The sequence below is a fragment of the Pseudonocardia sp. SID8383 genome (assembly GCF_009864975.1).
GTDB classification, from domain to species: Bacteria; Actinomycetota; Actinomycetes; order Mycobacteriales; family Pseudonocardiaceae; genus Pseudonocardia; species Pseudonocardia alni.
Genome location: NZ_WWFY01000410.1, coordinates 1 through 14,928, shown reverse-complemented (window position 1 = coordinate 14,928; position 14,928 = coordinate 1). Strand labels below are relative to the sequence as shown.

The window sequence follows — 14,928 nt, the reverse complement described above, 5'->3', positions numbered from 1 at the left end:
CGAGCCGGAAGGTGAGCCCGGCGGCGGGTGCGCGGCCGGCGTCGGGCGCGAGCCGCCGAGCCAGCTCGCTCGACGCCGACAGCGTCGCCCAGGTGCGGTCGTCGTCGACGGCCGGCGTGGGGGTCCAGCTCAGCAGCAGTGCCGGGCCGGGGGGAGGGGCGCCGTTGCGGAGGGGACGCGGGCCACCGTTGCGGTCGGGGGCGCCGGTCTCCGTTCCGCCGGGCCGCCCGTCGAGCGGGAGCACGATGCCTCGCGGGTCGTCCGGTTGACCGAGCATGTCTCTCCAACGACGTCACGGGCCCCGAGGTCACGAGCCCGGCGGAAGGGGGCGTGTCCATGGTGCCCTGCGCCGTCCGGGCTCCGGCTCTCGCCCCGGGTGCCCGGGTCCGGGTAGAACTCCTGTGTGGGGACCGCATACGTGATCGGCACGTTCGACACCAAGGGCGCCGAGCTGGCCTGGGTGGCCGAGCTGATGGCCGCCGACGGCGCCGACGTGCGCCGGGTGGACGTGTCCACCTCCGGTGCGGCGTGCCCCGGTCCGGACGTCACCGCGGCCGAGGTCGCCGCCTGCCACCCCGGTGGCGCCGAGGCGGTGTTCACCGGCGAGCGCGGCAGCGCGGTGGGGGCGATGGCGCAGGCGCTGCGGGCCTTCCTCGCCGGCCGCGACGACGTCGGCGGCGTCCTCGGGCTCGGCGGCTCGGGCGGGACCGCGCTGGTCACCCCGGCGATGCGCGACCTCCCGGTCGGGGTGCCCACACTGATGGTCTCCACGGTCGCCTCCGGCGACACCGCGCCCTACGTGGGGGCGAGCGACGTCGCGATGCTGAACGCCGTCACCGACGTCGCGGGCCTCAACCGCATCTCGCGACGGGTACTGGGCAACGCCGCGCACATGCTGGCCGCCGCCGTCACCGCCCCGCCGCCGGAGACCGGTGCCGACCTGCCCGCCGTCGGGCTGACCATGTTCGGGGTGACCACGCCGCTGGTCACCGCGGTCCGCGAACGGCTCGGCGACGACGTCGACGCCCTGGTCTTCCACGCCACCGGCTCGGGCGGGCCGTCGATGGAGAAGCTCGTCGACTCCGGCCTGGTCGACTCGGTGCTGGACCTGACCACCACCGAGGTCGCGGACCTGCTCGTCGGCGGGGTGATGGCCTGCGGCCCCGACCGGCTCGACGCGATCGCCCGCACCGCGGTGCCGTGGGTCGGCTCCTGCGGCGCCCTGGACATGGTCAACTTCGGCGCACGCGCGACCGTCCCGGAACGCTTCGCCGGCCGCCTGTTCCACGAGCACAACGCGAACGTCACCCTGATGCGCACCACCGTCGACGAGAACCGGGAGATCGGGGCCTGGCTGGCGGCGAAGCTGAACGCGCTGACCGGGCCGTGGCGGTTCCTGCTCCCGCTGGGCGGGGTGTCCGCACTGGACGCGCCGGGCGCGGCGTTCCACGATCCCGAGGCGGACGCGGCGCTGTTCGCCGCGATCGAGGCCGGTGTGGACTCCCCGGACGGTGTCCGGCGGGTCGCGCACCACGTCAACGACCCGGAGTTCGCCGACGCGGTGCTCTCGGCCTGGCAGGAGGTACGGCGATGAGGCGGTTCAGCCGCGCGGAGCTGATGGAGCGGTTCGGCGGGATGGCCGCCCGCGGCGAGCCGATCGTCGGCGGCGGCGCGGGCACCGGGCTGTCGGCCAAGTGCGAGGAGGCCGGCGGGATCGATCTCATCGTCATCTACAACTCCGGGCGCTACCGGATGGCGGGCCGCGGCTCGCTCGCCGGGCTGCTGGCCTACGGCAACGCCAACGACATCGTCGTCGAGATGGCGGCCGAGGTGCTGCCGGTGGTCCGCCGCACCCCGGTGCTGGCCGGGGTCAACGGCACCGACCCGTTCCTGTTCACCGACCGCTTCCTCGACGAGCTGTCCTCGCTCGGCTTCGCCGGCATCCAGAACTTCCCGACCGTCGGGCTGATCGACGGCACCTTCCGGGCCAACCTGGAGGAGACCGGGATGGGCTACGCGCTGGAGGTCGACCTCGTCGCCGCGGCGCGGGCCAAGGACATGCTCACCACGCCGTACGTCTTCTCCGCCGACGACGCCCGCGCCATGGCCCGGGCCGGCGCCGACATCGTGGTGTGCCACATGGGGCTCACCACCGGCGGCGCGATCGGGGCGGGCACCGCGAAGACCCTCGACGACTGCGTCGCGCTCGTCGACGAGTGGGCGCAGGCGGCGCTGGAGGTCCGCGACGACGTGCTCGTGCTCGTCCACGGCGGGCCGGTCGCGATGCCCGAGGACGCCGCGCACGTGCTCCGCACGGCGAAGGTCTGCCACGGCTTCTACGGGGCCTCGTCGATGGAGCGGCTGCCGACCGAGACCGCGCTGACCGAGCAGACGCGCGCCTTCAAGAACGTGCTGGAGCGGTGATGGCGCGCGGGATGGACGCTCCGCCGCCCGGCGGGGACTGGCGGCGACGGACGGCGGTGCGCGGGGGCAGGGTGTCGCACGCACTCGCCGCGCACGGGTGGCTGGTGCTCCTGCTGGCCGGGGCGGCCCTCGGTGTGCTGATCGGGGTGATCGTCGGCATCACGCAGGTGGGGCAGTACCCGGCCGACGAACTGCTCGGCCGGACGCTGGGCTACGCGATCGCCTCGGCGGTGTTCTGCGCGGTCCCGGCGGTGCTGTTCGTCGGGCTCCCCGCCCAGGCGCTGGCCCGCTCCTACCTGCGCTCCGCGAGCCCCGCCGAGCGCGAGGCCATGCGACGGGCCGCCGGGAACGCCCCCGCCTCCGTGCCCGACGGCCTCGTCGCGGGGTCGCGCTGGGCCCGCGCCTACTCCGGCTGCGTCGGCTCGGTGACCGCCTTCCACGGCGTCGTGCGCACGGTGCCCGACGGCCCGGCCAAGGACTGGCTGCACGACATCGGCCGCAACCTCGACGCCGAGCTCGCCGAGGCCCTGCGCACCGCGCGGATGGGGGAGAGCCTGGAGGGCGCGGGCCAGGGCAGCGAGGTGGCCCGCACCGTGGGCGCCCGCCTCGAGGTCGCCCGCACCGCCTTCCACGACACCGCGGAGCTGGCCGCGTCGATCGCGCTGGACCTGCGGGTCGACAGCGGCTTCGACGACGTCCGCAGCCAGCTCGACCAGCTCGCGGCGCAGGCCCCCCACCTGCGCCGGCAGTCCTGACACTCCCGAGGAGGAGTCCCCGATGCCCCGTCCCTACTCCAGTGCCGTGATCACGGCACCGCTGGCCGAGGTGTGGCCGCACGTCCGCGACTTCGGTGGCCTGCACCGCTGGCACCCGGCGATCGCGACCTGCGAGCTGATCCGCGGCGCCTCCGGCAGCGAGATCGGCGCGCAGCGACGCCTGACCCTCGCCGACGGCGGCGGCACCGTCGTCGAGGAGCTGACCGCACTCGACGAGCGCGGCCACGCCCTCACCTACGAGATCCTCGAGTCGCCGTTCCCGGTGCGCCGCTACGTCTCCACCGTGCGGCTGGCCCCGGTCACCGCGGTCGGGCACACCTTCGGCGAGTGGTGGACCGAGTTCGACGCCGACGGCACCGACGAGGGCGACCTCGCGGGCCTGTTCGCGAACGGCGTGTTCGGTGCGGGCCTGGCGGCGCTGGGGGAGAGGTTCGGCCGGTAGGCCTCACCAGCCGCGCAGGTCGACCGCCCAGGTCTCCAGCACCTCGTCGCCGTCGACGAGGTGCATCCGCTCGTGCAGCGCGACGGTCGGGTCGACGTGCGCCGGCACGACCCGCACCCGGTCACCGGTGCGCGGCGGGGCGTCGGCGGCGAACACCAGGTGCTCGTCGGAGCAGAACCACACGTTCCCACCGGGCACCGTGGGGTTGCCGTGGTCCATGCCGAACGCCTTGAGGCCCGCGTCGGCGACCGCCCAGCCGGGCATGTCGCCGTCGGGTGCGGTCGTCGAGACCACGGTGGACAGCACCGTCAGCGCCTGGCGGAACGGCAGCCCGGCGGCGGTGTAGGCGGTGTCCATCAGGGCGTAGGACCCGGCCTGGATCTCGGTGCAGGCGGTGTTCATCGCGTGCGTGCCGGTGCCGCCGCCGGAGACCACCTCGCCGCCGACGTCGGCGTGCGCGGCCAGCAGCCGGTCGGTGCACTCGGTGGTGAGCCGGGCGCGTTCGGCTGCGTCGTCGAGCATCTGCAGGTGGCCCTCGTAGCCCATCACGCCGCGCACGACGAGCCCGGCTGCGCGGGCGGCGTCGGCGAGCGCCCCGGCCCGCGCGGGCGCGATGCCGCAGCGGGGCAGGCCGACGTTGACGTCGATGAGCACCTCGCGGACGCCGCCGTCCACGGCGGCCCGCAACGTCTGCTCCGAGTCGATCGCGACGGTGACCCGCGCGCCCGACCCGACGACGGCGCCGAGCCGGCGGGCGTCGAGCACCTCGTTGGCCAGCAGAAGGTCCGCGCCCAGCCCGGCCGCCGCCATGCCCTCCACCTCCCGCACGGTGGCGCAGGTGAACCCGGTGTGGCCGTGGGCGGCCTGCCGTCGGGCCAGCTCGGTCGTCTTGTGCGCCTTGACGTGCGGGCGCAGCCGCGGGCCGGGTAGCAGCGCGGCCATGTCGGCGAGGTTCGCCTCCAGCGCGGCGGCGTCGACGAGCAGCGCGGGTGTGGTCAGGTCGTCGACGTGCACGGCACTCCCAGGACCCGGTCGAGGTAGGGGTTGCGGAACCGGCCCGCCGGGTCGAGCCGGTCACGTGCGGCGACGAACGCGTCGAACCGCGGGTAGCGGGGCCGCAGCTGATCCGCGGTGCGGGTGTGCAGCTTGCCCCAGTGCGGCCGTCCGTCCAGTGCGGACAGCACCGACTCGACGGCCCCGAAGTACGCCTCGTGCGGGCGTCCCGAGTGGACGTGCACGGCGAGGTAGGCGGTGTCCCGTCCGTACGCGGTGGACAGCGCGATGTCGTCGCCGCGCAGTATCCGCACCTCGACCGGGAACGCGACGTCGTGGGCGTGCCGCGCGGCGGCGGCCCGCAGCCCGTCGAACGCCTCGGACAGCGCGGCCCGCGGCACGGCGTACTCCATCTCCAGGAACCGGACACGGCGCGGGCTGCAGAACACCGCGTACGACGGGGCCACGTACTCCCCGGCGGCCATCTGCCCGGCCATGACCCGGTTGAGCCGCGGGACCAGCGGTGGGGCGAGCGCGGCGACGCGCTGGACGAGCCCGAACGCGCCGTTGCCGAGCACCTCCTCGCCGACCAGCGCGGCGGCCCGGCCGCGCCCGGGCGAGCGCAGTTCCGTCCGGTCGTTCGTCTTGAGCACCGCGGTCGTGGTGTGCGGGAACCAGTAGAACTCGACGTGGTCGTGGCCGGCGGCGAGGTCGTCGAGGCAGTCGAGGACCTCGGCGAGCGGGCGCGCGGACTCGCGGGCGTGCAGGTGGAACGCGGGCACGGTCGCCAGCGTCACCTCGACCAGGACACCGAGCGCCCCGAGCCCCACCCGCGCCAGGTCGAACAGGTCGGGGTGGGCGGCCGGGCCCAGCTCGTGGAGCTCCCCGAGCCCGTCGACCAGGCGCAGCCCGCGCACCCCGTCGGCGATGCCGAGGTACCCGGCGCCGGTGCCGTGGGTGCCGGTGGAGATCGCGCCGGCGACGGTCTGGGCCTCGATGTCGCCGAGGTTGGGCAGGGCGCGGCCGTGGGCCCACAGCCACCGGTTCAGCGTGTGCAGGGTGATCCCGGCCGGGACGGTGACGAGCCCGCCGTCGAGCCGGATCGCGGCGGGGTCGGCGGGGACGGTGAGGGCGACGCCGTCGGGCACGCCGATGCCGGTGAAGGAGTGGCCGCTGCCGAGCGGGCGGATCCGCAGGTCCCTCCCGGCGGCGTCGCGCACCGCCCGGACGACGTCATCGGCGTCGCGGGCGTGGACCGTCCTGATCGGACGGGTGCGCTGGTTGCCCGCCCAGTTGCGCCACCGGTCCGTCACGCTGCGAGCCTGCGCGGCCCGGCGGGCACGGTCAAGACCGGCACGCGTGTCGGCGGCCCGGCGTCACGGTGTCGCGCGGTTACCCTCCGTGTTCGTTCGGAAGGGGTTGGGGTCACGATGATGGGGCGTACGCACGCGTTGTCGGGCGCGGTGCTGGGGCTCGCGGTCTGTTCGGCGGTCCCGCCGCCGCCGGTACTGGTGCCGGTGGTCGTGGTGGTGTGCGCGCTGGCGGCCTTCGCGCCCGACCTCGACCACCCGTCGAGCGTCGCCGCGCGGTCGCTGCCACCGGTCACCTGGCTCCTGTGCCGGGCGATCCGGTGGCTGTCCCGGGTGACGACCGGGGTCTCGCACCGTGGCCTGTCGCACTCGCCGGTCTTCGCGGCCGCGGTCGGGCTGCTGGCGTGGTGGGGGACCGGTTTCCTGCTGTCCGGGGAGACGGCGGTCTGGACCGGTGTCGCGGCCGGCGCGGGCTGCTGGGTCGGGGCGATCGGCGACGAGCTGACCTCGAACGGCAACCGGTTCGCCTTCTGGCCGCTGGAGGGGATCCGCTGGCCGCGGGCGCTGCGGTTCCGCACGGGTGGGACGGGGGAGCACGTCGTCGTCGGGCTGCTGGCGGTCACGGGGGTCGCGCTGATCACCGGCACCTGGGCGTTCTGAGCGGCCCCGGTCGACATCGCTCTATATGGCTGATACACAGGAATATACAAGCGATACATTCGATCTGGGAGGACGCATGACCACGCAGTCGTTGCAGGGCCGGAACGTGCTCGTCGCCGCGGGCGGCAAGAACCTCGGTGGCCTCATCAGCCGCCAGGCCGCCGAGGCGGGGGCGAACGTCGCGATCCACTACAACTCCGAGTCCTCGCGCGCCGAGGCCGAGGAGACGCTGAAGGCGGTCGAGGCGGCGGGTCGCGAAGGGGTGCTCCTGCAGGGCGACCTGACCGTCCCGGCGCAGGTCGAGCAGCTCTTCGCCGACGCGACGGGGTCGCTCGGGCCGATCGACGTCGCCGTCAACGCCGTCGGCAAGGTGCTCCGCAAGCCGATCGTGGACACCACGGAGGCCGAGTACGACGCGATGTTCGACATCAACTCCAAGGCCGCGTACTTCTTCATCAAGGAGGCGGGCCGCAGCGTCTCCGACAACGGCTCGATCGTGACGATCGTGACGGCGCTGCTGGCAGCCTTCACCGACGGCTACTCCACCTACGCCGGTGGGAAGTCCCCGGTCGAGCACTTCACCCGCGCCGCGTCCAAGGAGTTCGCCGACCGCGGCATCTCGGTGAACAACATCGCGCCCGGTCCGATGGACACCCCGTTCTTCTACCCGCAGGAGACCCCGGAGCGGGTCGAGTTCCACAAGTCGCAGGCGATGGGCGGGCGGCTCACCGAGATCGAGGACATCGCCCCCATCGTGCGGTTCCTCGCCACCGAGGGGCACTGGATCACCGGCCAGACGATCTTCGCCAACGGCGGCTACACCACGCGGTGAGGATGTCGTCGTGAGCGCCGGGGCGCGGGGGCGGCCGGAGCGCCGCCGTCGCCGCCCCGGCGCCGCGCGGCCGTCCTACAGTGGGCCGGTGGAGGATCGACCGGTGGAGACCGGGACCCGGGACCGGCTCCTGCGTGCGGCCGCCGACCTCATCGCGGCGTCGCCGGGGGAGACCGTCCCGCTGCGGGCCATCTGCGACGCCGCCGGCGTCCGCCTCCCCACGCTGTACCACTTCTTCGGTAGCAAGGAGGGCCTGCTCGACGCCGTGGTCGAGCACGGGTTCGAGCAGTACCTGTCCGCGAAGCGGGCCCAGGAGTCCAGCGGTGACCCGATCCAGGACATCCGCGACGGGTGGGACGCCCACGTCGAGTTCGGCCTCGCCAACCCGGGCTTCTACGCCCTGATGTACGGGCAGGTCACCCCCGGGCGGCGGCCGTCCGCCCAGGACGGACCGGCCGCCGCCCTGCTCGGCCTGACCCGGGAGGCCGACCGCCGGGGCCGGCTCACCGTGCGCCCGGAACGCGCCGCGGCCCACGTCCTCGCCGCCAACGTCGGCGTCACCCTGCGGCAGATCATCACCGCGCGCCCGGACCCCGGGCTGTCGGCCGACATGCGCGAGGCCACCCTCGCCGCGATCACCGGTGGGCATGCGGAGCACGCACCCGGCGGGCCGGGGGTCGGCGACGCCGCGGCGGCCCTGCTCGGGCTGCCCGACGACAACGACGTCCTCGGGGCGCCGGAGACGGTGCTGCTCAAGAAGTGGCTGGCCGAGCTCGCGCGGCGGGGGTGAGCGGTCGCCACGACCTACCGGTGCGGCCGCACCACCGGCCGCGGTCGCATCGCGGGCGTGGGCTCGTCGGTCTCGACCTCCTCGACGACCGTGGACCCGTGCGCAGGCCCCGCCACCCCGAGGAACGGCCGCACGAAGCGCGCGGTCCGCTCCATCACCTCGTCGTGCACGTCGGCGCGCACGGTCGACGGCTGGGCCTGCACGACGATCTCGCCCGCCCACGGCAGGGCGGGGTCGGCCAGCAGGTCGTCGATGGTCCGGCCGGTCGAGTGGCCCGCCGGCAGCGGCCGGGACAGCGCGACGCGCGGGACCCCGCGGGCGTAGGTCCAGTACCGGGCCAGCTCGGACACGACGTCGCCGTCCGACGACGGCGGCCTGCCCGACAGCACCCCCACCCCGCGGGCCGCGGCGGCGTCCACGGACGACGGCGTCGCCGTCGCCCACCACACCCGTTGCGCGGCGAGCGCGGGCGGCAGCATCTCCAGCAGGACGTCCAGTGCGGCGACGGTGTCACGGTGCCGGTCGTCGTGGTGACGCCCGAAGCGTCGCGCCGCGTCGGGGTCGGCACCCGCGCCGATGCCGAGCTCCAGGCGCCCGCCGGAGAGCGCGTCCAGCACACCGGCGTCCTCGGCGAGCCGGCGCGGGTCCTCCAGCGGCAACGCGACGACGGCCGTCCCCAGGCGGATCAGCCGGGTGCGTTCGGCGACCGCGGCCAGCAGGACCAGCGGCGACGGCAGCCGCCCACCGAGATGCCCGTCGTGGTGCTGGGCCACCCAGAACGAGTCGTACCCGAGCTCCTCGGCCCGCTCCGCCAACCGGATCGTCTCGCGGTAGGCGCGTGACGGATCGTCACCGGTGACGTGCGTGAGGTAACCGAGCCGCATGGCGACGCAGCCTAGGCCGGGTCCCCTCCGGCCCTGGCGGAGGACCGGGGTGACGCGGGTGCGGGGTGTCCCGGCTCCGGTACTCTCCGGCTCGCCGCGGCGGTAGCTCAATTGGTCAGAGCAGCGGACTCATAACCCGTCAGGTTGCCGGTTCGAGCCCGGCCCGCCGCACAGAGGTGCAGCTCAGAGGCCGGTGCTGTTGCCCCGTTGCGGCGGCCTTCGACGATCGACACCGATGGACATCCGTCGGACGTCAGCCGGGCGCGGACGGCGTGGTCGTCGTCGGCGGGCAGGCAGCCCCGGCCCCGGGACGCCGTGTGCCGGCACCCGCGGGGAGCGGGTACCGGCACACGGAGGTCGGTCAGGGACGCCCCGGTCGCGTGGGTGGGGTCCCGTCCCGACGTCGTCGGGGGTCCTGGCCTGCGGGGTCAGAACACCCCGGGCAGGACCAGGACCGCCCACGCGGCGAGCGGGCCGAGGGCCACGATCCCGCAGGTGTAGGTGATGACCTGGCGGTAGAAGCGGGTGCGGTCCACACCCCGGGCGTTGGCCAGCACCAGGGCGCCGTTGGTGGAGAACGGCGACACGTCGACGATCGTGGTGGAGATGGCCATCGCCGCGATCACGCCCGCCGCGGGCAGCGACCCGGTCAGCAGCAGCGGGATCGCCATCGGGATCACCGCGGTCAGGATCGCCGTCGAGGACGCGAAAGCCGAGGTGATGCCGACGACCAGGCACAGGACCAGGGCCACCAGCAGCGGGGCGCCCAGGTGCACGGCGCCCTCGGACACCCACTCGATCGTCCCTGCGTGCTCCAGGACGCCGACGTAGGTGACCATGCCCGCAACCAGCAGGATCGTCGGCCAGCTGATGCCGTCGATCGCCCTGCCGAGGTTGTCGCGGTCCATCAGGGCCAGCACGGCACCGGCGGCCAGGGCCAGGAAGCCGATCTGCAGGTGGAAGGCCAGGGCGCCGACGACGAGGCCGACCAGCGCGACGAGCGTGGCGCGCTGCTGCCAGGTCACGACGCGGGGCTGCCTGCGGACCATCGTCGCCACACCGCCGCCCCCGGTGGGGAGCTCGTCGCCGGCGGCGGGCTCGGGCCGCTCGACGAAGCTCTCCTCGCCACGACGGCGCAGCAGCAGGTAGGTGATGCCGCCGAGCAGGGCGTTGAACGCGAGGCTGGCGAAGAACAGCACGGCCTGGGACACGGCGAGGCCGGAGTCGGCGACGATCCCGAAGACCAGCGCCCCGGAGACGGCCATCGGGGAGAACGCCCCGGCGTGCGCGCCGCAGATGACCATCATGCCGATCATCAGCGGGCTGATGCGGTACTGGAAGGCGAAGCTCATGCCGACCGGGACGAGCAGCGCGACCGCGGCGGGGGTGAAGGTGCCGAGTGCGGTGAGCACCGCGGCGACGGCGAACAGCACCCAGGGCACCAGGATCGCGCGGCCCCGCACCAGGCGGATCCCGGCGTCGACGAGCAGGTCGATGGTGCCGTTCAGCTTTGCCACGGAGAACAGGTACGTGACACCCACGACCGTGACGAACAACGAGACCGGGAAGCCCTCGAAGATCTCCTTCTCGTCGAGGCCGAGGGCGAACGTCCCGACCACGAACGAGGCGACGAAGGCGAGGATCCCGATGTTGATCGGCAGCATCGTCGCGACGACGAACATGCCGGCCAGGACCAGGATGGAGAGAAGTTGCGGAGACATCGTTGTCCTTCGTGACTCGGAGCGGTCCGGGTGTGGGCGGGATCCGGCCGGTGGTGCCGGTCCCGGGGCGGTGTCAGGCGGCGTGCACCGCGGCGGTCGGGACGGTGGCGGCGGTCGCGGGCTCCGGCAGGGCCAGGAGCGCGTCCGCGATCCGGCGCGCGGTGCGGCGGACCGCGACCGCGGGCAGACCGTCACGGCAGCCGTACACGGTGGCGATCACGCCGGCCGGGGTGTCGATCAGCAGGTCCTCCCGCTCCGTCGCGACGAGGTCGTGCAGGACGGTACCGGCGGTGCGGGTCGCAAGGGTGAGCGCGATGCTGCCGGTCACGGCGAGTGCCGGGTGGGTGCGCCCCATCGACAGCATGCGGACGGCCACGTCGGACCGGCCCGGCGCGCCCTCGGCGACCAGCGCCAGCTTGGGGACGGCGCGGGCGGCGTCGCGCGGGGTGTCGGCCAGGCCCATGCGGACGGCCGCGGCCCGGCGGAGCACGTCCAGCCGGTCCAGCAGGCCCGGCAGGGCGTCGATCTCGGCGGGCGACTCGTGCCCGGTGATCCCGACGGCCGCCGCCGGGACGACGACGACCGGGGCGCCGGCGTCGACGAGGGTGACCGGCACGCCGTGCACGACGTCGGCCGGGTTCCCGCTGGGCAGCAGCGAGCCGGTCGTGCGGCCGGCCGGGTCGACGAACCACATGCGGATGCCGACGCCCGGGGTCGGGACCCCGGGGATGTGCTCGTGGCCCTCCTCGACGACGCGGCCGCCGGGGGTCGGCACCTCCAGCACGATCAGCTGGCCGGTGTTGGTGTTGTGCACCCGGACCTCGGTGACGTCCCCGGTGGGGACGACCCACCCGCGGCGCAGCGCCCACGGCCCGACGACCGCGGAGCAGTTCCCGCAGTTGCTGGTCCGGTCCACCCGGCCGTCGGCGATGCCGACCTGGGCGAAGCTGTAGTCGACGTCGGCGTCGTCGCGGGTGCTGCGGGCCAGCACGACGGCCTTGCTGGTGGTGGACGTCGCGCCGCCGACGCCGTCGATCTGGCGCGGGTCCGGGCTTCCGTAGAGCCGGAGCAGCACCTCGTCCGCAGTGCGGCCGTCGACCCGGAGGTCGTCGGCGTCGAAGACCCAGCACTTGCTGGTCCCACCGCGCATCCACGTGGCGGAGATGTCTCGCATGGCTGCTCCCGGAGTTACGGCGCGGCCGCCGGGGGTCGGCGACGTCGTCGACGGTGACGCCGACCGACGTGCAGCACAATCACGAGTTGTGGCACCCTCGTGAAGTTCTGCTTCATGCTGGTGATAGCCGGAACGGGGCGAAGGACCGGCATCGGATCGAGACTGTCCAGCTCAGCTGTGTGAAGCAGAACTGCATGACCCCCAGTAGAACGCCGATTCACCGACCCCCCGTCATCGGTCGCTTCGAGCGGCCGACCGGCCCCCGGAGGCCCCGTGCTCGACGTCCGACGGCTCGCGCTGCTCGCCGCGGTGCTCGACTCCGGCTCCATGACCGCGGCCGCCGAACAGCTCGGCTACTCACCGTCGGCGGTGTCCCAGCAGCTGCGCCGCCTGGAGAAGGAGGCCGGCCAGCCGCTGCTGCAGCGCCAGGCCCGCGGGGTGCTCCCCACCGAGGCCGGCGCGGTGCTCGCCGGGCACGCCCGGCACGTGCTGCGCCGCCTCGAGGCCGCCGAGGCGGACCTCGCCGAGCTGGCCGGGCTGCGCCGCGGGACGCTCGCGATCGGTACGTTCCCGACGATCGCGAGCGCGCTGATGCCGCGGGTCGTCAGCCGCTTCCGCCGCCAGTACCCCGACATCCGGCTCGACGTCCGCAGCGCCCGCCACGACGAGCTGATCGCGATGCTGGAGAGCGGCCGGGTCGGGATCTCGCTGCTCTGGGACTACGCCTGGGACCGGGTCGACCCGGCGCAGTTCTCGCTCACCCCGCTGCTCGACGACCCGACCGTCCTCGTCGTCGCCGACGACCACCGCCTCGCCCGCCGCCGCAGCGTCACCATGGCCGAGCTGGCCGACGAGGACTGGATCGTCCGCGCCCACGACCACCCGGTGGCCGAGGTGCTGGAACGCAGCTGCCGGGCCGCCGGGTTCTCACCGCGCATCGCCTTCGAGGCGAACGACTACCAGGAGGCGCAGGCGATGGTCAGCGTCGGCGTCGGAGTGGCGCTGGCCCCGCGGACGGCGGTCAGTGCACCCCGCCCCGACGTGCGGGTGCTCGGCCTCGGACGGGAGGCGCCGTCGCGGCGGGTGCTGCTGGCGCACCGGCCGGACCGGCTGCGGGCGCCGGCGGAGCTGGCGATGCACCAGATGCTGGTCGACGTCGCGCGGGAGTACCAGACGCAGCCGTGAGCCCGGACGGTCGCGTCCGGTGTCCCCGTACGTCCCGGGCCGGCGCTCTCAGCGCCGCCACAGCACCGGCGCGGGACAGTTGCGCGGTGAACACCGCCGATGCACAGCAGGCCGCGGGACTCGTCCTGACACTCGGATGGCTGCTCGTCGCGGCCGTCCTGTTCGCCCACCGGGTGGGCCTGGTGACGTCGGGCCCGCTGATCGGTCGCGACGTCCGTGTCCCCGGCCCGGTGCTGTGGGGGTCGGGTGCGGCGGTGGCGTTCTACATGGCGCAGGCCGTCGTCGTCGACGCGGTGGAGGACGCCCCGAACCGCATCGTCGCCGGGGCCGACCGGCCGGTGCTGGACTGGATGGTCGCCCACCGCACCCCGGACCTGACGTCGCTGATGGAGGCGGTCAGCCGCTACGGGGGGACGAACGGGACGCTGCTGCTCGCGGCGGCGGCCGTCGCCGTCCTGCTGGTGATGCGTCGCTGGTGGGACGCAGTGGCCGTCGCCGTCGCGACCGGCGGCGTGGCGGTGCTGGTGCCGACCTTCAAGGACGTCTACGGCCGCACCCGACCACCGGTGGCGACCCAGCTGGTCGTCGAGCCCGACCTGTCGCTGCCCTCCGGCCACGCCCTCGGGGCGATCGTGGTCATCGGGATCGTCGCCGTGGTCCTGGGGCGCGCGGTGCGGTCCCCCGGATGGCGGGTCGTGGTCGGCGCCGTCGCCGCCGCCGCGATCCTCACGATCAGCCTCAGCCGGCTCTACCTGGGGGTGCACTGGGTCACCGACGTCGCGACCAGCTGGACGCTCGGCGGAGCCTGGCTCGCGGTCGTCGTCACGGGTCTGATGTGGGTGACCGGACGGGGCTCCGAACGACCCTGACCTGCAGATCCTCGTCGACGAGGTGAGCGGCCGACTCACTGCCGGGTACCGACGCGCTCCCTGCCGCCCGGGTCCCCGGTAGAGGGTTCCGGGCCGACGCCACCGGGCCCGGGCCTTTCGGCCCTTCGCCTCCCCGCCGGCCCCGAGCACCATGGAGGCATCGGGGGGATGCCGTCCACCCGCCGCTGGGGAGCAGGCGGGTGGACGAGGGCCGGGGCCGGCCACGCTCAGGGAGAGTGGCCGGCCCCGGTGTTCCCCTGAGCGCCGGGGGAACGGCTCTCTCCGATTCCGAGATTGCAGCACGGCGTGAGGTATGTGTTCCGTGCAAGCCGGTCGCGACGATTCTCCGGCGACATTTCTCCGGGACGGATCGGCACCACCACGGACGACACGTCCGGTGCTGACGTCGCACTCGACGCGCACCTGGGGTGGACGCTGTACCGGGTGCTCGACGGGCTGCGGTTCCCCGGTGCCGCGCCGGCGCGTCCTCGCGCAGGCCGACGCCTGGGGGTCGGCGGCAGCCTCCGTCTCTGGCTGACCGACCTCCCCGAGGGCAGCTACGCCGGCGTCCACACCGTCGTCGCGGAGATCCGTCGGAGCCGGCGGACCTCGACGTCGGTGGTGGCCGGACCGCAGGCGTCCCGACGGCTCAGCCCGGCGCCACCGTCCGTCGCCGGACGCGCCCTCCGGCCCGGCCGCGGGGGCCCTTCGGCCGGGGCGCGGACGGCGGGCAGTGGGCCAGCCTGGGGGACGAGGGAGGGAGCCCGATGAACGATGCGAACGAGTCCCTCGAAGTCGTCGGTGTCGACGGGTCGGAGTCCGCGCTGAAGGCGGTGCGGTGGGCGGCCCGGGACGCGGCCGCGGCCGG

The 14,928-nt window shown here is 74.5% G+C and carries 15 protein-coding genes and 1 tRNA gene; 10 read left to right on the top strand and 6 right to left on the bottom strand.

Annotation, left to right across the window (positions count from 1 at the left end):
* Positions 1-277: hypothetical protein (locus tag GTW08_RS09990; protein ID WP_202416881.1), on the bottom strand; the 277-nt coding region annotated here is incomplete at its 3' end.
* Positions 278-403: 126 nt separating this feature from the next.
* On the opposite strand from GTW08_RS09990, the gene GTW08_RS09985 reads away from it, so the two are divergent.
* The 4 genes from GTW08_RS09985 to GTW08_RS09970 are packed head-to-tail and all read left to right on the top strand — an operon-like array spanning position 404 to position 3,642.
* Complete coding sequence (locus GTW08_RS09985) at positions 404-1,594, top strand: Tm-1-like ATP-binding domain-containing protein (RefSeq protein ID WP_073574031.1); 1,191 nt, start codon at positions 404-406, stop codon at positions 1,592-1,594.
* Complete coding sequence (locus tag GTW08_RS09980) at positions 1,591-2,424, top strand: phosphoenolpyruvate hydrolase family protein (protein ID WP_073574030.1); 834 nt, start codon at positions 1,591-1,593, stop codon at positions 2,422-2,424. Before GTW08_RS09985 ends, GTW08_RS09980 begins: the two co-directional genes overlap by 4 nt.
* A gap of 11 nt (positions 2,425-2,435) precedes the next feature.
* Positions 2,436-3,179, top strand: coding sequence for a hypothetical protein (locus GTW08_RS09975; protein WP_139282684.1), 744 nt, complete (start codon positions 2,436-2,438; stop codon positions 3,177-3,179).
* 22 nt (positions 3,180-3,201) lie between these two features.
* On the top strand, positions 3,202-3,642 hold the full coding sequence (locus tag GTW08_RS09970; RefSeq protein ID WP_073574028.1) for an SRPBCC family protein: 441 nt from the start codon (positions 3,202-3,204) through the stop codon (positions 3,640-3,642).
* A gap of 3 nt (positions 3,643-3,645) precedes the next feature.
* On the opposite strand, the gene GTW08_RS09965 is transcribed toward GTW08_RS09970, so the two are convergent.
* Positions 3,646-4,656, bottom strand: a complete 1,011-nt coding sequence (locus GTW08_RS09965) for an alanine racemase (protein WP_073574027.1) — start codon at positions 4,654-4,656, stop codon at positions 3,646-3,648.
* Complete coding sequence (locus tag GTW08_RS09960) at positions 4,638-5,948, bottom strand: D-arabinono-1,4-lactone oxidase (RefSeq protein ID WP_073574026.1); 1,311 nt, start codon at positions 5,946-5,948, stop codon at positions 4,638-4,640. The genes GTW08_RS09965 and GTW08_RS09960 overlap by 19 nt, the downstream gene beginning before the upstream one ends.
* A gap of 120 nt (positions 5,949-6,068) precedes the next feature.
* On the opposite strand from GTW08_RS09960, the gene GTW08_RS09955 reads away from it, so the two are divergent.
* The 3 genes from GTW08_RS09955 (at position 6,069) to GTW08_RS09945 (ending at position 8,227) form a co-directional block, all read left to right on the top strand.
* Positions 6,069-6,605, top strand: a complete 537-nt coding sequence (locus tag GTW08_RS09955; protein ID WP_157818520.1) for a metal-dependent hydrolase — start codon at positions 6,069-6,071, stop codon at positions 6,603-6,605.
* A gap of 76 nt (positions 6,606-6,681) precedes the next feature.
* The gene (locus GTW08_RS09950) at positions 6,682-7,437 is read left to right on the top strand and encodes an SDR family oxidoreductase (protein WP_073574024.1); all 756 of its coding nucleotides are present in this window, start codon (positions 6,682-6,684) and stop codon (positions 7,435-7,437) included.
* Between the two features lie 103 nt (positions 7,438-7,540).
* A complete protein-coding gene (locus tag GTW08_RS09945) occupies positions 7,541-8,227 on the top strand; it encodes a TetR/AcrR family transcriptional regulator (protein ID WP_083658037.1) in 687 nt (228 codons plus the stop codon).
* A 14-nt stretch (positions 8,228-8,241) separates the two neighbouring features.
* Here the strand turns inward: GTW08_RS09945 and GTW08_RS09940 are convergent, their stop codons facing one another.
* Positions 8,242-9,111, bottom strand: a complete 870-nt coding sequence (locus GTW08_RS09940) for an LLM class flavin-dependent oxidoreductase (RefSeq protein ID WP_073574022.1) — start codon at positions 9,109-9,111, stop codon at positions 8,242-8,244.
* A 96-nt stretch (positions 9,112-9,207) separates the two neighbouring features.
* Here GTW08_RS09940 and GTW08_RS09935 point away from each other — a divergent pair.
* A tRNA-Ile gene (locus GTW08_RS09935) sits at positions 9,208-9,282 on the top strand.
* Between the two features lie 257 nt (positions 9,283-9,539).
* On the opposite strand, the gene GTW08_RS09930 is transcribed toward GTW08_RS09935, so the two are convergent.
* Together GTW08_RS09930 and GTW08_RS09925 are read right to left on the bottom strand one after the other, a co-directional pair.
* Positions 9,540-10,832, bottom strand: a complete 1,293-nt coding sequence (locus GTW08_RS09930; RefSeq protein ID WP_073574021.1) for an SLC13 family permease — start codon at positions 10,830-10,832, stop codon at positions 9,540-9,542.
* 73 nt (positions 10,833-10,905) lie between these two features.
* Entirely contained in the window at positions 10,906-12,006 is a 1,101-nt protein-coding gene (locus tag GTW08_RS09925) for a PrpF domain-containing protein (RefSeq protein ID WP_073574020.1), read from the bottom strand.
* Between the two features lie 273 nt (positions 12,007-12,279).
* On the opposite strand from GTW08_RS09925, the gene GTW08_RS09920 reads away from it, so the two are divergent.
* Both GTW08_RS09920 and GTW08_RS32950 read left to right on the top strand, forming a co-directional pair.
* Positions 12,280-13,191: a LysR family transcriptional regulator gene (locus GTW08_RS09920; protein ID WP_073574019.1), complete on the top strand. Its 912-nt coding sequence runs from the start codon at positions 12,280-12,282 to the stop codon at positions 13,189-13,191.
* An 86-nt stretch (positions 13,192-13,277) separates the two neighbouring features.
* Complete coding sequence (locus GTW08_RS32950) at positions 13,278-14,060, top strand: phosphatase PAP2 family protein (RefSeq protein WP_083658036.1); 783 nt, start codon at positions 13,278-13,280, stop codon at positions 14,058-14,060.
* Positions 14,061-14,928 lie beyond the last annotated feature (868 nt).